This is a genomic window from Paenibacillus sanguinis 2301083 = DSM 16941 (genome assembly GCF_000374825.1).
GTDB lineage: Bacteria > Bacillota > Bacilli > Paenibacillales > Paenibacillaceae > Fontibacillus > Fontibacillus sanguinis.
The window spans coordinates 287452-308288 of sequence record NZ_KB895379.1 but is presented as its reverse complement, the minus strand read 5'-3'; the positions used below and the strand labels follow the sequence as shown (position 1 = coordinate 308288).

General features: G+C 50.9%; 21 protein-coding genes. 19 read left to right on the top strand and 2 right to left on the bottom strand.

Annotation, left to right across the window (positions count from 1 at the left end; genetic code table 11):
* Nucleotides 1–5: 5 nt before the first annotated feature.
* From def to C557_RS24145, 5 genes are all read left to right on the top strand, one after another.
* Complete coding sequence (def, locus tag C557_RS0109245; protein ID WP_018751577.1) at nucleotides 6–488, top strand: peptide deformylase; 483 nt, start codon at nucleotides 6–8, stop codon at nucleotides 486–488.
* An 8-nt stretch (nucleotides 489–496) separates the two neighbouring features.
* Nucleotides 497–1471: a methionyl-tRNA formyltransferase gene (fmt, locus tag C557_RS0109240; RefSeq protein ID WP_026263390.1), complete on the top strand. Its 975-nt coding sequence runs from the start codon at nucleotides 497–499 to the stop codon at nucleotides 1469–1471.
* A complete protein-coding gene (gene rsmB, locus C557_RS0109235; RefSeq protein WP_018751575.1) occupies nucleotides 1468–2859 on the top strand; it encodes a 16S rRNA (cytosine(967)-C(5))-methyltransferase RsmB in 1392 nt (463 codons plus the stop codon). Before fmt ends, rsmB begins: the two co-directional genes overlap by 4 nt.
* 330 nt (nucleotides 2860–3189) lie before the next feature.
* On the top strand, nucleotides 3190–3522 hold the full coding sequence (locus C557_RS0109230) for a PadR family transcriptional regulator (protein ID WP_040676681.1): 333 nt from the start codon (nucleotides 3190–3192) through the stop codon (nucleotides 3520–3522).
* A complete protein-coding gene (locus C557_RS24145; RefSeq protein WP_018751573.1) occupies nucleotides 3500–4171 on the top strand; it encodes a DUF1129 domain-containing protein in 672 nt (223 codons plus the stop codon). The genes C557_RS0109230 and C557_RS24145 overlap by 23 nt, the downstream gene beginning before the upstream one ends.
* 143 nt (nucleotides 4172–4314) lie before the next feature.
* Here the strand turns inward: C557_RS24145 and C557_RS0109220 are convergent, their stop codons facing one another.
* Nucleotides 4315–5046: an SDR family oxidoreductase gene (locus C557_RS0109220; RefSeq protein ID WP_018751572.1), complete on the bottom strand. Its 732-nt coding sequence runs from the start codon at nucleotides 5044–5046 to the stop codon at nucleotides 4315–4317.
* A 185-nt stretch (nucleotides 5047–5231) separates the two neighbouring features.
* Here C557_RS0109220 and C557_RS0109215 point away from each other — a divergent pair, with 185 nt between their 5' ends.
* The 7 genes from C557_RS0109215 to spoVM all read left to right on the top strand — a co-directional run bounded on the left by C557_RS0109215 (nucleotide 5232) and on the right by spoVM (nucleotide 12047).
* The gene (locus C557_RS0109215) at nucleotides 5232–6188 is read left to right on the top strand and encodes an AraC family transcriptional regulator (protein WP_018751571.1); all 957 of its coding nucleotides are present in this window, start codon (nucleotides 5232–5234) and stop codon (nucleotides 6186–6188) included.
* Between the two features lie 129 nt (nucleotides 6189–6317).
* Complete coding sequence (rlmN, locus tag C557_RS0109210) at nucleotides 6318–7364, top strand: dual-specificity RNA methyltransferase RlmN (protein ID WP_018751570.1); 1047 nt, start codon at nucleotides 6318–6320, stop codon at nucleotides 7362–7364.
* A 6-nt stretch (nucleotides 7365–7370) separates the two neighbouring features.
* Nucleotides 7371–8144: a Stp1/IreP family PP2C-type Ser/Thr phosphatase gene (locus C557_RS0109205; protein WP_018751569.1), complete on the top strand. Its 774-nt coding sequence runs from the start codon at nucleotides 7371–7373 to the stop codon at nucleotides 8142–8144.
* Nucleotides 8141–10213 (top strand): Stk1 family PASTA domain-containing Ser/Thr kinase, encoded by a 2073-nt coding sequence (pknB, locus tag C557_RS0109200; protein ID WP_018751568.1) that lies wholly within the window; start codon nucleotides 8141–8143, stop codon nucleotides 10211–10213. The genes C557_RS0109205 and pknB overlap by 4 nt, the downstream gene beginning before the upstream one ends.
* Before the next feature lie 24 nt (nucleotides 10214–10237).
* The gene (rsgA, locus tag C557_RS0109195; RefSeq protein WP_018751567.1) at nucleotides 10238–11152 is read left to right on the top strand and encodes a ribosome small subunit-dependent GTPase A; all 915 of its coding nucleotides are present in this window, start codon (nucleotides 10238–10240) and stop codon (nucleotides 11150–11152) included.
* Between the two features lie 4 nt (nucleotides 11153–11156).
* On the top strand, nucleotides 11157–11828 hold the full coding sequence (rpe, locus tag C557_RS0109190; RefSeq protein ID WP_018751566.1) for a ribulose-phosphate 3-epimerase: 672 nt from the start codon (nucleotides 11157–11159) through the stop codon (nucleotides 11826–11828).
* Nucleotides 11829–11966: 138 nt separating this feature from the next.
* Entirely contained in the window at nucleotides 11967–12047 is an 81-nt protein-coding gene (gene spoVM / locus C557_RS23235) for a stage V sporulation protein SpoVM (RefSeq protein WP_018751565.1), read from the top strand.
* Nucleotides 12048–12195: 148 nt separating this feature from the next.
* Here spoVM and rpmB read toward each other — a convergent pair whose 3' ends face one another.
* Nucleotides 12196–12384 (bottom strand): 50S ribosomal protein L28, encoded by a 189-nt coding sequence (gene rpmB / locus C557_RS0109180; RefSeq protein WP_018751564.1) that lies wholly within the window; start codon nucleotides 12382–12384, stop codon nucleotides 12196–12198.
* Nucleotides 12385–12918: 534 nt separating this feature from the next.
* Here rpmB and C557_RS0109175 point away from each other — a divergent pair.
* The 7 genes from C557_RS0109175 to C557_RS0109145 all read left to right on the top strand — a co-directional run bounded on the left by C557_RS0109175 (nucleotide 12919) and on the right by C557_RS0109145 (nucleotide 20811).
* Nucleotides 12919–14691, top strand: coding sequence for a DAK2 domain-containing protein (locus tag C557_RS0109175; RefSeq protein ID WP_018751563.1), 1773 nt, complete (start codon nucleotides 12919–12921; stop codon nucleotides 14689–14691).
* A 33-nt stretch (nucleotides 14692–14724) separates the two neighbouring features.
* On the top strand, nucleotides 14725–15597 hold the full coding sequence (locus tag C557_RS0109170; RefSeq protein WP_018751562.1) for a DegV family protein: 873 nt from the start codon (nucleotides 14725–14727) through the stop codon (nucleotides 15595–15597).
* Between the two features lie 28 nt (nucleotides 15598–15625).
* The gene (recG, locus tag C557_RS0109165; protein ID WP_018751561.1) at nucleotides 15626–17671 is read left to right on the top strand and encodes an ATP-dependent DNA helicase RecG; all 2046 of its coding nucleotides are present in this window, start codon (nucleotides 15626–15628) and stop codon (nucleotides 17669–17671) included.
* A gap of 58 nt (nucleotides 17672–17729) precedes the next feature.
* The gene (locus C557_RS0109160; RefSeq protein ID WP_018751560.1) at nucleotides 17730–18047 is read left to right on the top strand and encodes a stage VI sporulation protein F; all 318 of its coding nucleotides are present in this window, start codon (nucleotides 17730–17732) and stop codon (nucleotides 18045–18047) included.
* A 310-nt stretch (nucleotides 18048–18357) separates the two neighbouring features.
* On the top strand, nucleotides 18358–19104 hold the full coding sequence (gene map / locus C557_RS0109155) for a type I methionyl aminopeptidase (RefSeq protein WP_018751559.1): 747 nt from the start codon (nucleotides 18358–18360) through the stop codon (nucleotides 19102–19104).
* A 214-nt stretch (nucleotides 19105–19318) separates the two neighbouring features.
* On the top strand, nucleotides 19319–19831 hold the full coding sequence (locus C557_RS0109150) for a Crp/Fnr family transcriptional regulator (RefSeq protein ID WP_018751558.1): 513 nt from the start codon (nucleotides 19319–19321) through the stop codon (nucleotides 19829–19831).
* Between the two features lie 314 nt (nucleotides 19832–20145).
* Nucleotides 20146–20811: a YitT family protein gene (locus C557_RS0109145; protein ID WP_018751557.1), complete on the top strand. Its 666-nt coding sequence runs from the start codon at nucleotides 20146–20148 to the stop codon at nucleotides 20809–20811.
* Nucleotides 20812–20837: the final 26 nt, after the last annotated feature.

Sequence of the window (20837 nt, the reverse complement as noted above, 5' to 3'; positions counted from 1 at the left end):
CCAGCATGGCCATACGAATTATCGTTAAGGAACCGGATGAGGTACTGCATCAGGTTGCCAAGGAAGTGAAGAAAATAACCCCCAACGTGCAGAAGCTGCTTACGGATATGGCAGATACGATGTATGACGCCGAAGGCGTTGGACTGGCTGCGCCGCAAATCGGTATTCTTAAGCGGGTCATCGTAGTGGATGTAGGCGATGAGCATGGATTGATTGAATTGATAAATCCGGAAATTGTATCCTCTGAGGGAGAGCAATTTGGTTCCGAGGGTTGCCTGAGCATCCCGGGATATCGTGGAGAAGTACGACGGGCGTTAACGGTGACGGTAAAGGGACTTGACCGCAATGGCAAGAAAGTGACCTATACCGGCTCAGAATTGCTGGCTCGGGCGTTTCAACATGAGATTGATCATCTGAACGGTGTGTTGTACACGGACATAGCGGAGCGCGTGTATGAAATTACCCCTGAGGGTGAAGAGAAGGAGTGATGCGTGCGATGAATATTGTGTTTATGGGAACCCCGGCATTTGCCGTGCCTTCGTTGGAAGGACTGCTTGACGCAGGTTATAACATCGTGGGCGTAGTTACCCAGCCGGACCGCCCGCAGGGGCGCAGGAAGGTGCTAACGCCAACGCCGGTGAAGGAAGCCGCGCTGCGGCATGGTCTTCCCGTATTGCAGCCGGTGCGCATGCGTGCGCCGGAGGCCGTTGCGGAGCTGGCTGCGCTGGCGCCTGATTTGATCGTGACGGCTGCCTATGGGCAGATTCTACCGAAGGGTGTGCTTGAGCTCCCGAAATACGGTTGCCTGAATGTGCATGGTTCGCTACTTCCCAGGTATCGGGGAGGTGCACCAATCCAGCGTGCTATCATTAATGGCGAGAAGGAAACGGGTATCACCCTGATGTATATGGCCGAGGGGCTGGACACGGGCGATATGATTGCCAGAGCCGTTGTCCCAATTGATGACGAGGATACCTCGGGGACGCTGTTTGAGAAACTGAGTCAAGCCGGGGCCAAGCTGTTGCTGGAACAGCTGCCGGCCATTATCGAAGGAACCTCTGATCGCATTCCGCAGAATGACGAGGAATCCACTTATGCTTCCAACCTGACGCGCGAGGATGAGCGCATTGACTGGTCAGCTAGTTCGCGCGCTATTTACGATCAGGTGCGAGGGCTGGTTCCCTTTGCCGGCGGGTTTACAACCTGGAACGGCGAGGTGTTCAAGGTCTGGGCGGTTGCCAAGCCTGATGCAGGACAAGGGAAGGCGAAAGAGGTCGCTGCTGCCGTTAGTGGTCAGACTAACGGACAAGCTCCTGGAACCGTACTAAGCCTTTCACCGCAAGGCATCGAAGTGAGAACCGGGGATGGTTCTGTATGGCTGACACGGGTTCAGCCTGCTGGCAAAAAGGCGATGGAAGCGGAAGAGTTCATTCGCGGCGGCGTCATGAAGCCAGGGACGGTCCTCTTATGAGCAGCGGCGGGCGCAGTCCGCTCAAGGCTACGTCTCGAAGCATAGCGCTGCAAGTGCTGACCGCGGTGGAACAGGAGGGCGCATACAGCAATCTGCTGCTCAATGGGGCGTTGCAGAAATCTCGCCTTTCCGGGCCTGATGCCGGGCTTGCTACCGAGCTGGTATATGGGACGATCCAGCGGCTGAATACGATTGACTTCCTGCTGGAGCCGTTTGTGACCAAGGGGATGGGCAAGCTCGCTCCCTGGGTTCGCAATTTGCTGCGCATGAGCTTCTACCAGCTTTATTATCTGGATCGCATTCCCCCGCACGCGGTAGTCAATGAGGCGGTGAACCTGGCGAAGAAGCGCGGGCATCAAGGGATCTCGGGCATGGTTAACGGGGTGCTCCGCAGCGTACTCCGCCGTAAGGAGGAGCTGAAGCTGCCGGAGAAACTTGGTCCTGTTCAGCGCATCGCTCTGGAGCATTCGCATCCGGAATGGCTGGTAGCGCGCTTGCTGGAGCAGTTCGGCGAATCAACGACGGAGGCGATTTGCTGTGCCAATAACGAACCGCCTTCGATCAGTATTCGTGTAAACCGGGCAAAGACCAGCCGGGAAGACATGCTGCGATTGCTAAAGGAACAAGGGATCTCGGCCACTCCATCCAAGCTTGCCCAGGATGGAATTGTAGTGGAAGACGGGGGCAATATGGCCCTTACTCCCTGGTACCGGGAGGGGTTGATTTCTGTACAGGATGAAAGCTCCATGCTGGTAGCCGAAGCACTGGATCTGGAACCGGGCCTGTCCGTGCTGGATTGCTGTGCAGCTCCGGGGGGGAAAGCCTGTCATATTGCCGAGATCTTGCAAGGCAGCGGTCGGGTGCTGGCCAACGACATTCATCCTCATAAGGCGAAGCTGGTCAAGGATCAGGCGAACCGGCTGGGTTTGACCAATATTGATATTGCGACAGGGGATGCTTCAAAGCTGGCCGAGCGCTTGGAGCTGAATTCCTTTGATCGCGTCTTGCTGGACGCCCCTTGCTCCGGGCTGGGTGTGATTCGCCGCAAGCCGGACCTGAAATGGGCCAAGACGGCTGGCGATATTGCAGAAATTGCCGGCATTCAACGGATGTTGCTCGACACGGCTGCAGACTTGTTGAAGCCGGGTGGTCTGCTGGTCTACAGCACCTGTACCATTGATTCGCGAGAAAATGTGGACATGGTGAGCAGCTTCCTGAGTCGCCACTCAGAGTTTGAATTGGCGGCAGACAAGCCGGCAGCCTGGGAGACTGAGTCGCTGGCAGCGGCGGCGGATCGCGGGAGCATCGGCTTGCAAATTCTGCCTCAGGATGCCCATTCCGACGGCTTTTATATCGCGCGGTTACGCAAGAAGCAGGGGCAAGTATGACGGTAACAGTATAGCGAAGGAAGTTGCTATAATGCTAAAGCAAGGAAAATAGGGCCGGGTCTCTGTCGTTTTCGGCGAGCCTGGCCTTCTCTTCTGTGCCTAGCAGGGTGAAGCGGGCGATCCTGTCGGCGGTGTTGCTTATTCTAAGTCTGTATACATCACTGTATTCATCATTCATCATATGGCGCTACTAGCTTGCATTGCAAAGTAGCGTGTGCTACAATTTAGCCATCACCTAACTTGTAATGCAATATAGCGTTGTTTTACGCCGATGTATCTTGCATTGCAATATAGAGAGAGGGGAGTCGGGAGTTGGATAGTCAGAGCCAGATGCTGAAAGGTCTGCTTGAGGGCTGTATGCTTGCTATCATTTCAGAAAAGGAAGTATATGGATATGAATTGAGTGAGAAGCTGCATGAAGCAGGCTTGACTATGGTCAAGGAAGGCAGTATTTATCCGTTGCTGCTGCGCATGCAGAAAAACGGGCTGATCGAAGGAACGATGAAGCCTTCGGCAAGTGGGCCGGACCGGAAATACTATCATCTTACTAAGCAAGGAGAACAGGCCTTGCGGCTGTTTGACGAAAGCTGGACCCAGTTGTCTCAGGCCATCACTTATTTAAGGAGGAACCGTAATCGTGATGAACACAACGGAAATGATTAAGCTCAACAATGAACGACGTGAGCTTCTAAATAAAGAAAACCTGAAGGTTTATGAAGACGCCATGATATACATTCGGCTAAATGCTCGCTCCGAATATGCTACAGAAAGCATCCTGCTGGAATTGCTGGAACATCTGATTGAAGCTCAGCAGCATGGCAAATCTGCAAAGGATGTTTTTGGTGACGATCTGCATGTCTATTGCGATACTTTAATTGCTGATATTCCCCATCAAAGCAAGCAGTCCTGGCTGCTGGATATATTGAGAAATACAACTGTCTTGCTTGGAAGTCTCTTTGCAGTTTATACAATCGTCCAGTTGCTCTCTTACTTCATCCCCTCTCTCAAAATGGAAAGCCTCAGTTTACTGCCCTTTCTGGTCATTATCGCTGTAGCAGCAATCGCTATCCTGGTTGTGCTGTACGCGCTTAAAGCTTCTATATTTCGCAATAAATCGTGGTTTATTGTCGGCATAGCCGCCTATGTGGCAGCCGTTGGCGGATTTGTGTACGCAACTATCTTGTTTGAGGGCATCTGGACCATTCCGATTAACTTCTGGTCCTGCCTTGCAGTCACAATTGTTTTGATCCTGTTGCACCAATGGTTCAAGCGCCTATCCCGCAAGGCTGATTTGAAACCCTCTAGCCATTGATAACTGGAAATGCTGATAGGGAAATACCTAACGGCTGCCATATAAAAGGGGACTCCATACAGTCAGTTCTCACAGCACTGACTGTATGGAGCTATTGGTGTGCTGCTCGGCAAGACCTGACTTCTCCTGTGGTACAATTTCGGTTAATTAAACCCGCCATTCACTCTCAGGGTTTGTCCTGTGATCCAACGCGCCTTATCGCTGACAAGCAGTTCGATAGCGCTGGCGATATCTTCAGGTTCTCCGAGACGGCCAAACGCATTCATCCGCGTGAAGGATTCGATTTGCTCCGGAGATTTTCCGGTCAGGAACAGCTCCGTCGCTACTTGACCCGGGGCAATACAGTTAATCGTAATATTCCGCGGTCCAAATTCCTTAGCCAGTTGTCGTGTCAGTTGCTCGACGGCTCCTTTGGTGGCTGCGTAGACGCTGTAAGTTGGCAGCATGGCTCCGGATACGGAGGTGGAGAAATTCACGATGGCTCCGCCCGGCGCCATATGCTTCATAGCTTGCTGACAAGCAAAATAGGTCCCTTTCACATTAATCGAGAAATGCTTGTCAAAAATCTCTTCCGTCACCTGCTCAAGAGGGTAGTTGTTCATAATTCCCCCATTATTAATCAGAATATCTAAGCGGCCGAATCGGCTCATCGTCTCTGCGAACAAGGCCTCCACCTGACTAATTTGACTAAGATCAGCTTGAACGGCCAAGGCTTCGCCACCGCTTTTTACGATGCTTGTCACCACTTCTTCCGCCTTTTCCTGCTGGGTTGAATAATTGATTACGACCTTGGCTCCCGCCTGGGCCAGTTGAATGGCTGTTTGTCTCCCGATGCCCCGTGAGGCCCCGGTGATGATAGCTACTTTTCCATGCATAATCCTTCTCCTCCGATTCGATAATGTAGGCCAAGCTTAAGGATGTCTTCCCGGACCTTGTGAAATCATTATATCCAGAAAGGCGTGGTGTCTGTTAGCTCATTCATCTTCTGTTCTTGCCTAATCCTCTTTCACACTTCTATAATAAAACAACAAATGATTTCGGTAGCAAAGGAGCCGATATGATGAACCAGATAACGGAAGAAGCACAAGTCAGAACGGAAACGCTACAGCAGTTAACCCGGTTGTTGTACCGTCATGCCCCTGCTGCGGGCACGTATCAGACGGCGATTCCTTCCTTGTCACTAATGCGTGCAATCCAGCCATCGACCCCCTTTGAATCGGTCTATAAGCCATCGGTTTGTATTGTGGCACAAGGAGCCAAGTTGTCGACACTCGCGGGTCAGCCCTATCGGTATGATTCCTCGGCCTACTTCCTCACCTCTGTACAGTTGCCTGTGGCCAGCAGCATCGTTGAAGCGTCACCCTCAGTTCCCTATTTGGGATTGAAGCTGTGCTTCGAGCCCGAAGTGATCGTGGAGATTGCCGGACAAGCAGCTTCGCTCCGTACAGCTCATGAGGAAGCATCCCGGACGGAAAGCCATCCAGGCCTTTCGGTACAGCAAATCTCTTCAGCGCTGCTGGATGCTGCCGTGAGGCTTGTAGGTCTGCTGGACACACCTGGGGATATTCCTGTATTGGGACCGTTGATTATACGTGAGATACTGTATCGAATTGTTCAGGATCAGCCGTCAGGTTCCCTTGAACAGCTTGGTGTCAGCGGCAGTCAGGCTTACAATATTGCTCAAGCCATCGACATCATTAACCGGGAGTACGACCACATGCTGACTGTGCAGCAGTTAGCTAAATCGGTAAATATGAGTGTATCTGCCTTTCATAAGCATTTTAAGCAGGTTACCACCCTTAGCCCGCTGCAATACCAGAAATCGGTTCGCTTGCATGAAGCCAGACGTATCATGCTGGCGGAGGGAACCCAGGTAGCGGATGCCGCCTTCCGGGTGGGCTATGAAAGTCCGTCGCAATTTAGCCGCGAGTATGCTCGCCTGTTTGGGAAGCCGCCCATGGTGGATGTTCAGCAACTGAGGGAGTCGCTGCGAGCTGCGAACGGATCGACTCCCTGATCTGCAAGCGAGAATTAACGGGTGTGAGAATCCCCTTGACCCAGCTATGCTTTAGTAGTATAGCTATTTATGTTAAAATGGGAAGAATGAGTTGGCAAAAATGAAAATAAGATAGGACAGGTGCGCGAAATGAAACCTTTTATATATGATTATACGTTGGAAGAGTTGAAGGAGTGGGCTGTCCTTCAGGGAGAGCCTGCCTTTCGCGGCGGCCAGATTTTTGACTGGCTTTACGTCAAAAGAGTGTCTTCCTTTGAAGAGATGACCAACCTGTCCAAGCCTCTTCGGCAAAAGCTGGAGGAGCATTTTTCCTTCGTGATGCTCAAGGAGATCACCAAGCTGGAATCCAAGGACGGCACGGTAAAATTCCTGTTTGGACTCCACGATGATCATGCGATTGAGACAGTCATCATGAAGCATAATTACGGGAATAGCATTTGTGTGACGACGCAGGTAGGCTGTAGAGTAGGCTGTACCTTCTGTGCTTCGACGTTAGGTGGCCTGAAGCGCAACCTGACGGCTGGGGAAATAGTGGCTCAAGTCGTCCAGGCGCAGAAAATTTTAGACCCGAGAGGCGAACGGGTTAGCAGCATTGTTATTATGGGAACGGGAGAACCGTTCGAGAATTACGATGAAACGATGAAGTTCTTGCGAATCATGATTCACGAGAAGGGCCTGAGTATTGGACAACGGCATATTACGGTATCTACCAGCGGCATCGTTCCGAATATTTATCGTTTTGCGGATGAAGAGACACAGATTAATCTAGCGATCTCCATTCATGCGCCGAATGATGCGCTGCGTTCCAAGCTAATGCCGGTGAACCGGAGGTTTCCGTTCGATGATGTGATGGAGTCGCTGCGTTACTACATTGCGAAGACCGGGCGCAGAATTACCTTCGAATACGCCTTGATCGGCGGGGTCAATGACCAGCCGGAGCATGCAGAGGAACTGGCGAGTGTAATTAAGGATATGCTTTGCCATGTGAACCTGATTCCGGTAAACTATGTTCCTGAGCGGAAGTACGTCAGGACTTCCCGCAATGATATTTTTCAATTTCAGCGCATTTTGGCGGATCAAGGGGTTAATGTGACGATTCGCCGTGAGCAAGGTCATGATATTGCGGCAGCCTGCGGACAATTGCGGGCCAAGCACATGGAGTCTGGTGCGAGGTGAGCGAATTTGATTAGAACGGTTACGGTTAGTGATGTAGGAAGAGTACGCTCTGTTAACGAGGACTGCACCTTTGTGCAGCAATTGGAGCCAGGTTATACGTTGGCCGTCGTAGCTGACGGGATGGGCGGACATCAGGCAGGAGACATCGCCAGCCGCCTTGCGGTAGATACAATCAAGCAGGATCTTGGCGCTTTGCCAGCCGGCTTGCCGGCGGATGCCTGCGGAGAACAGCTTAAGAAGGCGGTTCTCCACGCCAATGAGGTGGTATTTCGCAAAGCGATGGAGCACGCGGAATATCATAATATGGGGACGACGGTCGTGGCGGCTATTCTGGCTGATCATGAAGGCATGATCGCTCATATCGGCGATAGCCGGGCTTATCAGTACCGCCAAGGCGAGCTGTCCCAATTGACGGATGACCACTCTCTGGTGAATGAGCTGTTGAAGAATAAGCAAATCAGCAAGGAAGAGGCCGATGTGCATCCTCATCGCAACGTAGTCACCCGGGCGCTTGGCACGGATGAGAAGGTCGAGGTTGACATGACCCCGCTAATCATGAAAACGGGGGATATTTTGCTGCTATGCAGCGATGGGCTGAGTAATTGCGTGACACCGGAGCAGATGACTCTGACGCTGGGGTCGGACAACATGAGTCTGGACGAGCGGGCTGACCATTTGCTCCAATTGGCGCTGCATGCCGGGGGCGATGACAATATCAGTGTCGCCTTGCTGGAGCAACATGGGGATGCCGCGTCAGGCGTAAAGGAGTGGAATTCATGATCGGACACGAATTGGGCGGCCGGTATCAAATTATCGAACGGGTCGGCGGAGGAGGCATGGCGCTTGTCTATAAAGCGCAGGATATTCTGTTGAACCGCAACGTAGCCATTAAGGTGCTGCGGCAGCAATTTGTGAATGATGAGGAATTCATCCGCCGCTTCCGCCGCGAAGCGCAGTCTGCGGCATCGTTGTCACATCCAAATATCGTCAGCGTGTACGATGTAGGACAAGAAGAGGATGTCCATTATATCGTCATGGAGTACATTGAAGGGCAGAACCTGAACGAGATCATTAAAGAACGGGCGCCGTTGCAGGTAGACGAAGCTGTCCGTGTTGCCTCGCAAATTGCCGATGCGCTGGATCACGCCCATCAGAACCAAATTATTCACCGCGATATTAAACCACATAATATTTTAATAGGGCGCAATGGACGCGTGAAGGTGACCGATTTCGGGATTGCCCGGGCTGTAACCTCTACGACGATTACTCAAACGGGCTCGGTCGTGGGCTCGGTGCATTATTTCTCACCGGAGCATGCCAAAGGAGTCGTAACAGGTGAGAAATCGGATTTGTACTCCTTGGGCATCGTATTATATCAAATGCTGACGGGAAGGTTGCCATTTCTGGGAGAAAGTCCGATCAGTGTGGCGTTGAAGCATTTGCAGGAGCATTTTGATGAGCCGCGAATGGTTAACCCGATGATTCCGCAAAGCGTAGAGAATATTATACTCAAGTCGATGCGCAAAAATCCTGCCGAGCGTTATCAGTCGGCCAAGGAGATGCTGCACGATTTGGAGACCTGTCTGTTGCCGGAGCGAAGGTCAGAATCCAAGCTGGATTTCATCGAAGATGAGGATGAAGATAGTACCCGAATCATTCCGGCCATTCGTCCGTCAAATTCCTCATCGTCATCCGCATCTGGTGGTTCCAAGCTAACTCGTGATGCCGGAGCCTCATCGGAGCCGCAGTGGAAAGAGCCCAAGAGGAAAGGCGGAGGCAAGTCTGCCGCACTATGGATCAGTCTGACGCTGATCGTCTTGCTGGCAATGGCAGGGGTGGCATGGTACGTGAACAGTCTGGTCACTGTACCTGAGGTCAAGGTGCCTAGTGTGTTGAATCTGGAGGAGCAGCAAGCGATCGATATGCTGACCGAAGCGGGCATCGAGGTGGGCACTATTGCCCGTGAATATAAAGAGGGCGTTAATGAAGGTATCGTTTATGAGCAAAGCAAGCCCGAAGGTACGATGGTCAAGAAAGGCTCGACCGTCGATTTGAAGGTCAGTGTTGCCAAGCCGTTGTCCCGGATGCCCGATTTAAGCAATTACACTTATGATGAAGCTTTGAAAATGTTAGATAACCTTGGGGTGGATAACTCCCAGGTTACCAAGACGGAAGAGAATAATGATGATGTTGAAACTGGCAAGGTGTTTGAACAAAAGCCGGATGTGGATACCGAGTTTGACGCTGCATCAATCAATGTGGTGTTGAAGGTTAGCAAGGGGCCGGCTGAGGTGACGATGCCGGATCTGGTGAATAAAACACAGACCGAAGCGGTGAAAGCCCTGGAAGAGGCAGGTCTCAAGCTGGCCAAAGACGGAATTAAAGAGGAGGCCAGCTATGAGGTCGAATCGGGTCTGGTAACCAAGCAATGGCCATATCAAGCTAATGAAGAGGTAGCTCCGGGCTCGGAAATCACCTTGTTTGTCAGTACAGGATATCCGCCGGAAGCGATCCAGTATACGTTCCAGGTGCCGGTGGTTCCGGCCGAGGAGGGCAAGCTCAGCCAAATTCGGATCGTATACGGTGACGCTCGCGGGGAGAATCGGGAATGGGGAAGTCAGAAGGTTGGCAAGGCGCAGTACCTTGCCGTTGACCTGGTCCTGGCCCCGAATAAAAATGGTTATGTCTCCGTTCATCGTGACGGCGCCCTGCTGGATACCTATCCAATCACATATATTGACGCGAAGCAGGGGACGGTTCCGGTTCCGGAGTTCCCGGTAATCGCAGAACCTGAGAGCACTGATCAGGAAGGGCAGGACATGTACTCGGAGAATGATTCTGAGCAATAGCTGAAGAAAGCGAGGCCGGCATATATGCCCCAAGGCATGATTGTAAAGGCACTAAGCGGATACTACTATGTAAAGCCCGCGGCATCGCAGGCTGAGGCACAGGGCGGTTACGTCCAGTGCCGCGGCCGCGGCATCTTCAAGAAGAGGGGAATAACGCCGCTGGTAGGTGATGAGGTGCTGTACACGCCGACTGAGAACGGGGAAGGCACCGTCGATGAAATTTTACCTCGGGAGACAGAATTGATCCGTCCACCTATAGCTAATGCGCGGCAAGCCGTCCTGTTGTTTTCGGTTCGGGAGCCGGATATGAATTTGCAGTTGCTGGACAAGTTCCTTGTTCATATTGAGCATGCCGGATTGAAGCCGTTAATTTGTCTGACCAAAGAAGATTTGCTTCTGGAAGATCAGGATGAGGAAAATACGGAGAGCCTGGCGCAAATCAAGCAATTGTATGAAGATATCGGCTACACAGTCATTGTAACAAGCTCATTAACCGGAACGGGCACAGAGGAAGTCATGCGGCATTTAGCCGGTGAGATTAGTGTGTTTGCCGGACAATCCGGGGTGGGCAAGTCCTCCTTGCTGAATCGCATGCTTGGCCTTTCACTGGAAACGAGCGAAATCAGCCTCAAGCTGGGGCGGGGACGCCATACAACGAGGCACGTGGAATTGATTGAATTGGAAAATGGCGGATATGTGGCGGATACCCCTGGCTTTAGTCAACTGGACTATCTTGAGCTGGGTGTAGAAGAGCTGTCCCAGTGCTTTCGCGAGTTCGTCAAGTATGCCGAGAATTGCAAGTTCCGGGGATGCAGCCATCTGCATGAGCCAGGATGCAAGGTAAGGGCGGCGGCGGAGCTTGGACAGATTGCGGCCAGCCGCTACGAGCATTATGTACAATTTCAGGATGAAATGAAGGAGAAGAAGCGGAGGTATTAACTTCATGAACGAGATTTATATAGCACCATCCATTTTATCCGCTGATTTTGCCAAATTGGGCGAAGAGGTCATTGATGTGCAAAGCGGCGGGGCTGACTGGTTACATGTCGATGTCATGGACGGCCATTTTGTGCCGAATTTGACCTTTGGACCCCTTGTCATGGCTGCGCTGAAGCCACATACCTCGTTGCCATTGGACGTTCACCTGATGATCGAGAAGCCGGAGCTATATATTCCTGCATTTGCCCAAGCGGGGGCGCATCTGATCACGGTACACGCGGAGGCATGTGTGCATTTGCACCGGGTACTGCATCTGATCCGCGAACACGGCATCAAGGCGGGGGTAGCCCTCAATCCGGCTACGCCAGCTTCTGCTGTCAGGGAAGTGCTGGAGGAGCTTGATTTGGTGTTAGTGATGACCGTGAACCCGGGCTTTGGCGGACAAGCCTTTATCCCGGGAACGCTGCGTAAAATATGGGAGCTAAAAACCTGGAAGGACGAATTAGGCCTGTCTGAACTGCGTATTGAAGTGGATGGAGGCATTACGGCCGAGACTGCTCCACTAGTAGTAGAAGCCGGCGCAGACGTATTGGTCGCGGGCAACGCTGTATTTGGCCGGCCTGATCGCAAGGCGGCGATCAAGGAAATCCGGGATAGCGTAGCCGGTTTGGCATAGGTGAGCGATGATGCGCATAGAATGGGTTACATGAGCAGGGTTCTCATGTAGCCTTTTTTTTGTGGCGGGAATACACGGACAAATGACAGCGGACATAAAATAGGGTGAAGGCATGAGTACGATGGGGAGGGTGAACGAATGAAATTTTACACATTCAAGCTGCCTAAGTTTTTGGGAGGGTTCGTTAAGGCCATATTAAACACGTTTCACAAAAACTAGCGGGGAGAGGCGTCTGGCCATCGCCATAGCAGCGAATAGGCACGCCCGGTGTTTTCCCGCCATAGCAGTTCACTTTAACAAAAGAACGCAATAAAAAAGCACCTCTATTGGAAAAGGTGCTTTTTGTCTATATGTCTCGTCCCGGTCATTATACGCGGGTCACTTTGCCGGATTTCAAAGCACGAGTGCTGACGTATACGCGTTTTGGTTTACCGTCTACCGAGATACGAACCTTTTGCACGTTTACGCCCCAAGAGCGCCGATTGCGGTTGTTCGCATGAGATACATGGTTACCGCTGCTTGGCTTTTTGCCAGTTACATAACATTTACGAGCCATTCGTTACACCTCCTGTTCAAATACACCTGTCTCGAAAATAACAGTTTATTACTTATCCACGGTTATTGACAATACTTAAATATAATATCACAGTAAAAAAAGTCTCGTCAACTGATATGTCGCGGACTCTTTTATTTATTTCTCCTTGTTCTTATAGTACAATATAGTTCAGTCCATAATATTTCTAGGGAGGAGTAGTACAGGCGTGGCCGCAGGGCTTTCAACCGAGTATGGACGAACAAGCATATCGGTAAGAAGCGATTCCAGGTTATCGCCGAATCAACCGCCAAGAATATTATGGATGGTAGGAGCGGCAAGCCGACACAGATCAAGGCCGGTGTTGTCAAATATGCCGGGTCAACAAGCAAGAACCCGAGTTGTGAAAGTCAGCTTCGATCGTCCATTAGCGATATGACTTTATACTATACTATAATCAATATGTAATGTATCAAATGAACCGCCAGGACTTGGCACAGATATTATAGTTGCCTTGTTCAGCGCGTATGTGTATCAAGCTAGGAAGGGGAATCTTCATTGAGTAAGCGTTCTTTGAATGGAACAGATTTCACCGCGATGGTCTTGGCCGGAGCGCAACGGTTGGCCGAGCAAGCCGAGCATGTCAATACGCTTAACGTATTTCCGGTCCCTGATGGAGACACCGGTACAAATATGAATTTAACGATGACGGCCGGTGTAACCGAATTGAAAAATCATGGATCAGGAGGCTTGGGAAGCCGGGCTTCTACGCTGTCCAAAGGACTGCTGATGGGTGCTCGGGGGAACTCGGGCGTAATCTTATCCCAGCTATTTCGTGGTTTTAGCCGGTATGCGGCTTCGTTGGAGGAATTGAATACGGTGCAATTTGCCTCTGCGCTGCAAAGCGGTGTCGAGACGGCCTACAAGGCGGTCGTCAAACCGGTGGAAGGGACGATCCTGACGGTAGCGAAGGAAGCCGCCAAACACGCAGCTTTTTACGCACGCAGAACTACGGATGTCACGGAATTGATGGGCGAGGTGCTGACAAAGGCCAAGGAAGCCTTGGCAGGCACGCCAGACCTGCTGCCTGTGCTTAAGCAGGTAGGTGTCGTAGACTCGGGTGGTCAAGGATTGGTATATATTTATGAAGGATTTCTGGAATACCTGGCCGGGAATGCGATTGCGGACCCGTCAGATGTGCCTGGACAAGCTTCTGTACATTCGCAGACAGAGCTTCATACTCAAGCGGCGACTGCCGCACTGTATGCTCCTGCCTCCGCACAAGCCAAGCTTGACACAGAAGATATTGAATTTTTGTATGATATGGAGTTTTTCATTAATCGGAAGCTTGGAGAGGTCAAGGATGCACCGTTTGATGAAGAACAGTTTCGGAAAGCGTTGTCAGAAAATGGGGATTCAATTATCGTTATTTCGGATGATGAAATTATTAAAGTACATGTTCATTCCAAAACGCCGGGCGATGTATTAAACTTGGCGCTTCGTTATGGAGAAATTACGCAGATCCATATCCTGAATATGCGTGAGCAGCATCGGGATCTGCTGACGGCAGGGATGGATGCTGCGTCCATGCCGGAGCTGTTTGCCGACATTCCTGCGGAACCGGCTCGTCCGGTGGACCCCGCGGAGGTGCCAGCGGATGAATTGGCCCCTTACGGCTTCATTGCAGTCGCCTCAGGGCAAGGCATCTCGGATATTTTCACTAGCTTGGGTGTAGATGTTGTATTGTCTGGAGGACAAACGATGAACCCGAGCACGGAGGATTTTGTTAAAGCGATTGAATCGATTTCTACGGAACATGTATTTGTGTTGCCGAATAATTCGAATATCATTTTGGCTGCCCAGCAAGCTCGCGATTTGCTGAAGGAACAGCGTAGCGTCATTGTAATTCCAAGTAAGAGCATTCCGCAGGGAATCGCTGCAGCCTTTGCTTTTCAGGAAGAAGAAGGCGTGGACAGCAACGAGGAGAATATGTTGAACGCCGTGCAGCATGTAAAAACGGGACAGGTAACCTATGCCGTTCGTGATACGACGTTCGATGATCTTGAGATCACTGCCGGACATTATATCGGCATTGCCGACTCCAAGATCGTAGCTACGGAGGAAGGGCTGCTGGAAACGAGTCAGGGCCTGCTTGGCAAGATGCTGACATTTGGCGACGAGACCGTCACGATTCTGGTGGGTGAGGAGAATGACGCGGAAATGACAGATGCACTTGTTGCCTGGATTAACGAGGAATATCCGGATGTGGAAGTGGAAGTGCATCATGGTGGACAACCGATTTATTATTACTTATTTTCGGTAGAACCCTGATTGAAATTGAACTAATGAGAGGATGGAGACTCCATGACTCAGGCTGTTATTGTTGCCGACAGTACGGCGGACATACCTCAGGAGATGGTGTCGAAGTACGGTGTTCATATTATACCGATGAGGCTCGCCTTTGGCGATGAGTCTTTCATTGAAGGTATTGATATCACGGTTGAGCAATTTTACGACAAATTAGCCGAGTCCGAAGTGCTGCCGACGACCTCTCAAAATTCTCCATCCCAATATGTAGAGGTATACCGCAATTTGCTGGGAGCCTATCCCGGATCACCGATCATTTCTATTCATCTCTCCTCGGGGATGAGCGGTAGCTACCAGTCTGCGCTGCTTGCGAAGGAGATGCTGGAGGAGGAACTAGGGAAGACGGTGGATATTACCGTTGTTGACTCGCTTTGTGCCACTTATGGCTTCGGGCTGCAGGTTGTGCATGCGGCAAGACTGGCCAAGCAAGGAACACCTCTGGAGGAAATCGTAGCTGAGGTTAAGCGCCTTGGACAGGAACGGCGATTGTATTTTCTGGTGGACTCACTGGAATACCTGCAAAAGGGCGGGCGGATTGGTAAAGCGGCGGCAGTTCTGGGGACGCTGCTGAATATCAAACCTATCTTGTCGGTAGATCAAGAGGGCGTCATTTTCGCCGTGGATAAGGTTCGTGGTCGCAAAAAGGCAGTTTCACGGGTAATTGAACTATTCGTAAATGATCTCAAGGACATCAAGGATATCAATGTGGCTGTGTGCGATAGTGTTAATTCAAAAGGTGCTGATGAAATGATCGATCTATTGCGTCAGCACTTTACATTGCATGAGGTGGTGCGCACCAGTATCGGAGCCGTTATTGGTTCACATGTGGGGCATGGTACTGTAGCGGTCTTCATATGGCCTGCATCGTAACTATAAGATGAGCGAGGGTTTATGTTCTATGGACTTGAACAACATCCCCGTAAGGCAAGTTAGCGGCGTGAGCGCTCTTAAGCAAGAAGAGCTTCACGCCTTTGGCGTCTTTACGGTAAAGGATCTAATTGAATATTATCCCTTCCGCTATGAGGATTATCGATTGCGCTCTCTCAGCGAGGCGAAGGATGGGGAGAAGGTGACCGTTCAGGCTAAAATCATGGGAGTGCCGGTGTTGCAGCGGTATGGGCGCAAATCGCGGCTGACCTGCAAGATGATTGCGGAGGACTGGATGTTCACGGCAACCTGGTTTAACCGTCATTTCTTGAAGGATCAGTTGACGGCAGGACGGGAGATTATTCTTACCGGGAAATGGGATATGCGTCGTAGCCAGCTTACCGCAACGGACTCCGAATTTCCCGACCGTGGAACGGTGCGCAGCGGAAGTCTCCAGCCGGTATACTCGGTAGGTGGCAAAATCACGCAGGCGTGGATTCGCAAAACCATTGGACAAGCCTTGCAGCAATATGGAGAAATGATCCCGGAGATACTGCCGCAGGAGTTGCTGAGGCAGTACGACCTGATGCCTCGGAAGGCGGCGATTCTGCGGCTGCATCAGCCTCAGGACAATGAGGAAGGCCAGCGTGCAAGACGCCGCATGGTGTATGAGGAGCTCTTCCTGTTCCAGTTGAAGCTGCAGGCCTACCGGGCGATGAATCATGAGCGTATGGACGGAGTGGCACATGAAGTGGATAATGCGACAATTCGTGAATTTGTGCGTAGTTTACCCTTCGAGCTAACGGATGCTCAGAAGAAAGTGGAGCTTGAAATATTAGGCGACATGCGCTCTCCCTATTGTATGAACCGGCTACTGCAAGGGGATGTTGGTTCCGGGAAAACGGTTATTGCGGCTATAGCATTGTATGTTGCGGTTAGGTCAGGTCATCAGGGAGCTTTTATGGTGCCTACGGAAATCTTGGCGGAGCAGCATGTTCGTTCCTTAAGCCGGCTGTTTGAGCCTTTCGGCATCACCGTAGGGCTGCTGACCGGTAGCGTGACAGGGCGCAAGCGCAAGGATTTGCTGGCTTCGCTCCAGATGGGATTGACCGATATTGTGGTGGGTACGCACGCTTTGATCCAGGAGGATGTGTTCTTCCGTTCTCTAAGCCTGGTCGTAACGGATGAGCAGCACCGCTTCGGGGTGAACCAGCGCAGCATATTGCGGCGCAAGGGCTTTAACCCTGACGTGCTGACGATGACGGCGACGCCGATTCCGCGTACGCTCGCCATTACCGCCTTTGGCGATATGGATGTATCTACGTTGTCGGAGCGTCCGAAGGGCCGCAAGCCGATCTCGACATATTGGGTCAAGCACAGCATGATGGATCGGGTGCTGGGCTTTATCTCGCGAGAGGTATCCCAGGGACGTCAGGCATATGTCATTTGCCCACTCATTGAGGAATCGGATAAGCTGGACGTGCAAAATGCGATTGATTTGTACGTATCGATACAGCAAGCCTTTCCTGATTTTCAGGTGGGTCTGCTGCATGGCCGGATGACGGCAGCCGAAAAAGATGAAGTAATGCGGGCCTTCTATGACAACGAGGTGCAGCTCCTTGTATCGACTACGGTTGTCGAGGTAGGCGTAGACGTGCCGAACGCCACCTTGATGATTGTTATGGATGCCGACCGGTTTGGCTTGTCTCAATTGCATCAGTTGCGCGGACGGGTAGGACGGGGGGAACATGCTTCGTATTGTGTGCTCATCGCCGATCCGAAATCGGAGATTGGTCGGGAACGAATGAAGGTTATGACCGAGACGGATGACGGATTCGAGGTGTCAAGGCGAGACCTGGAGCTTCGTGGCCCAGGGGACTTCTTCGGGACCAAGCAAAGCGGTGTACCTGACTTTCGTATTGCGGATATGGTGAGCGACTATGAGGTGCTGGAGAAAGCGAGGGAGGATGCTACCCGTTTGGTAAGGGACGAGTCCTTCTGGACATCTCCCGAATATGAGGCTTTGCGGGACTTTTTGCGGCGGGAGCAGATTTTTCAAGGTGAACTGATTGATTAGCAAGGCTTGCTCTGCACTATGTACAGCCTTTGCGTCATATATTAGGATTAGAGCCCGTATGACGGAACAGGAGGTGCTTGTTACGGTGCCGAGTTATCATCAATATGGAATTAGTCCGCAATTGGTAGAGCGCATTAAACTGAAAATGAAAAATCCGGCCATTAAGGACCGGATTAAAAAAATGGTGGACGGCCTGACCCGCACGGATTTACAGGATCGCGCCAAGGTCCGCAGGCTGGTAAAATCAGCCGCCTCCGTGCTTGGGGAACGGCTCAGCACAGCTCAGGAGGAGCAGATCGTCCATTTTGTTATTGACCAGAAGATTGATCCACGTAATACATTGCATTTACTTCGGCTGTGGGGAATGTTCCGCTAAGCCACGCTAACAAAAGGGCCAGGGTATATACCTGAGGTCCTTGTTTTTTTGGGAATGGAGAAGCGAACTGCAGATGGGTAGAGCCGCCAAAGCACTTTGTGAATAAGCTCTGTTGTCTCCTGCTGCTGTACTTATTCTTGGGAGAGGATGGCCGGGCAGATAATATGGGGGGAATAACCTGATGCTGATAAGCAGGTATTTTCTTTCAGAGTGTTGCAATCATTAATTATGTACTACTCGAATAGTCTTTGCATTGTCAAGGCCATTTTGGTAGTCTGGACATAGAAGTAGCGGAGGAGTAGAAGCGGAAATGATTATATTGAAATCACCAAGGGAAATTGAAGAGATGAAGACGGCCAGCCAAATTGTGGCTGATTGCTATCGTGAAGTGTCCAAACTAATTGCCCCGGGCATAACAACGCAGGAAATTAATGATTTCGTAGCGAGACATATTACAAAATTGGGAGGCAAGCAGTTCACCAAGGGCTATAAGGGTTTTCCCGCCGAAACGTGTACCTCTGTTAACGATGTGGTGGCTCACGGTTTTCCGTCCCATCGCAAGTTGCAGGAGGGAGACCTGCTCAAATTAGATATCGTTGCGGAATATGATGGCTGGTACGGCGATTCATGCTGGTGCTTTGCCATTGGGGAGCTGCGTCCCGAAATCGCCAAGCTGGTGCGTGTTACGAAGGAATGCCTGGAGCTTGGCATCGCTCAGGCCCTTCCCGGAGGACGGCTTGGGGATGTGACTTCGGCCATTCAGCAGCATGCGGAAGCTAATGGCTTCTCTGTGGTGCGTGATTTGCTTGGACACGGGATCGGCCGTAGCCTGCACGAAGAGCCCAACTATGAGCATGTTGGTGTAGCGGGCAAGGGGATTCGTCTGAAAGAAGGTATGGTCTTCACGGTGGAGCCAATGATTAATGAAGGAACCTTCCGCATTAAGATCGATGATGATGGTTGGACCGCGAGAACGGCCGATGGCAAGTGGTCGGCGCAATACGAGCATACGATTGCTATTACTGGAGACGGTCCACTAATCTTGACGGCTCATTAAGCTGGATAACACGAATGTCAAAGTGGTCTTTCGGGTTTTAACAAAACCTGAAAGGCCGTTTTTAATCCTTCTGGCCTGCAGTTTTGTTTATGGGTATGGCAGTCACATATGGCAGGTTTGACTTGTTTTCAAGAGAGGACACGAGGACGGGGACAGGCCATTTTATTTTTGCTATAATAAATGTAATTGCAATGATGGAATGGAGAGATTAGGCATGATTTTACATAAAGGCGAGATCCTGTTTCGGCAAGGGGACGAAGGTACTTACTTATATCATATCAAGAGTGGACTGTTCAAAGTGATGCGCTTGCATGAGAACGGAAACATGGTATTGTTCAATATTATATATCCGGGAGAAACGGTCCCTCACCATTCCCTGATTTCGCCTAAAGAAATCCATGGAACGGCCATTGCCTTGATGCGTAGTGAGGTGGAGGTTATTCCTGCGAAAACCTGGTATCGGGAGTTGCAGGAGGACCCCAAGAAGCCGCTGGAGATTGCCGAGATGCTCCAGGATAAGTTCCGCTTCATGCAGGAGCGCCTGGATCATTTGACGGTGGGTACACCGGCTGAACGTATGGAATTGCTTAGCAAATGGCTGGATCAGCACGCACATGGTGTTCCATTGACAGAATATTTGACGCAGGAGGAAATTGGGCAGTTGATCGGTGTTCGTCGCGAGACAGTGAACCGGTTGCTGCGGGGCCACGGCCATGACAAATCTTAGATTGTAGCCTCAAAATATGATTTCCCACGGCGTAAGCCGTGCAGGCATGATTGGCTTTGTGCTATAATATAATTATAGAAGAAATTCAAACAGAAAGGATCAGGATACCATGTGTCCCCGAAGGACGAAATCCCAAAGGACGATTTGGAAACGTTGTGATCTCTCTTATACTTAGCTCCTTTCGTAGTTAGTCGGTAAAGGCGACAAACCTACGAAAGAAGAGTGAATTTATGCGAAGGATGAACTCCTCGAGAACTTTCCTCCGTAGGTGTTGCCGAAAGGTCAACCAAACCTACGAATAAGAGGGATATTAAATGAGGACAAAAGAAAAATGGCAAGTTGACGGAATTCGGTTGTTGATGATGTTAGCGGGCACTTGTTTATTGGCATTTACGTATTATCATATTAACTTTCAGAACGGACTGTCGGAGGGCGGCTTTGTAGGCCTGGCTTTGCTTGGAAAGTATTTGTTTGGCTTGCCGCCGGCATTAACCATTATTTTGCTGGATTTGCCAGTGATGGCATTGGCCTGCTGGTTGAAGGGCTACAAATTTGTTGTGTATACATTGGTATCTTCGTTATCTTTCTCCTTAGTATACGATTTATGCGAAAGATACTCGCCCCTGACGATGAACATGCAGGACAATTTACCGCTCGCTGCTTTATTGTCTGGCCTGTTGACCGGCTTTGGAGCAGGTCTGGTGCTTCGGGCGGGCGCGGCTAGCGGAGGAGACGATATTTTGTCCATGATGCTCAGCCAATGGTCCGGGCTAAAAATCGGCACTGTTTTTGTATTGATGGATGCCGTAGTGTTAATGATCTCATTGTTATTCCTGCCATTTAAGGAAACGATGTTCACGATTATGGCCATTGTTATTGCCGGTAAGGTGATTACCTGGACGGTACACTATGGGCAGGCACAAATGGCACCCATGCGTTTACCCTATCAACGGGTGAAGGAAAAAACGGCACGAGCCTAATCGGGCTTGTGCCGTTTTTCTGGTGC

Bases quoted from the DNA above. Each gene is read 5' to 3' on its own strand.
- rsgA (WP_018751567.1), top strand. From the start codon at position 10,238: ATGCCCCAAGGCATGATTGTAAAGGCACTAAGCGGATACTACTATGTA.
- rlmN (WP_018751570.1), top strand. From the start codon at position 6,318: ATGAAACCTTTTATATATGATTATACGTTGGAAGAGTTGAAGGAGTGG.
- map (WP_018751559.1), top strand. From the start codon at position 18,358: ATGATTATATTGAAATCACCAAGGGAAATTGAAGAGATGAAGACGGCC.
- C557_RS0109215 (WP_018751571.1), top strand. From the start codon at position 5,232: ATGAACCAGATAACGGAAGAAGCACAAGTCAGAACGGAAACGCTACAG.
- C557_RS0109230 (WP_040676681.1), top strand. From the start codon at position 3,190: ATGCTGAAAGGTCTGCTTGAGGGCTGTATGCTTGCTATCATTTCAGAA.
- fmt (WP_026263390.1), top strand. From the start codon at position 497: ATGAATATTGTGTTTATGGGAACCCCGGCATTTGCCGTGCCTTCGTTG.
- def (WP_018751577.1), top strand. From the start codon at position 6: ATGGCCATACGAATTATCGTTAAGGAACCGGATGAGGTACTGCATCAG.
- C557_RS0109220 (WP_018751572.1), bottom strand. From the start codon at position 5,046: ATGCATGGAAAAGTAGCTATCATCACCGGGGCCTCACGGGGCATCGGG.
- recG (WP_018751561.1), top strand. From the start codon at position 15,626: ATGGACTTGAACAACATCCCCGTAAGGCAAGTTAGCGGCGTGAGCGCT.
- C557_RS0109150 (WP_018751558.1), top strand. From the start codon at position 19,319: ATGATTTTACATAAAGGCGAGATCCTGTTTCGGCAAGGGGACGAAGGT.
- C557_RS24145 (WP_018751573.1), top strand. From the start codon at position 3,500: ATGAACACAACGGAAATGATTAAGCTCAACAATGAACGACGTGAGCTT.
- spoVM (WP_018751565.1), top strand. From the start codon at position 11,967: ATGAAATTTTACACATTCAAGCTGCCTAAGTTTTTGGGAGGGTTCGTT.
- rpe (WP_018751566.1), top strand. From the start codon at position 11,157: ATGAACGAGATTTATATAGCACCATCCATTTTATCCGCTGATTTTGCC.
- C557_RS0109170 (WP_018751562.1), top strand. From the start codon at position 14,725: ATGACTCAGGCTGTTATTGTTGCCGACAGTACGGCGGACATACCTCAG.
- C557_RS0109145 (WP_018751557.1), top strand. From the start codon at position 20,146: ATGAGGACAAAAGAAAAATGGCAAGTTGACGGAATTCGGTTGTTGATG.
- rpmB (WP_018751564.1), bottom strand. From the start codon at position 12,384: ATGGCTCGTAAATGTTATGTAACTGGCAAAAAGCCAAGCAGCGGTAAC.
- rsmB (WP_018751575.1), top strand. From the start codon at position 1,468: ATGAGCAGCGGCGGGCGCAGTCCGCTCAAGGCTACGTCTCGAAGCATA.
- pknB (WP_018751568.1), top strand. From the start codon at position 8,141: ATGATCGGACACGAATTGGGCGGCCGGTATCAAATTATCGAACGGGTC.
- C557_RS0109160 (WP_018751560.1), top strand. From the start codon at position 17,730: ATGACGGAACAGGAGGTGCTTGTTACGGTGCCGAGTTATCATCAATAT.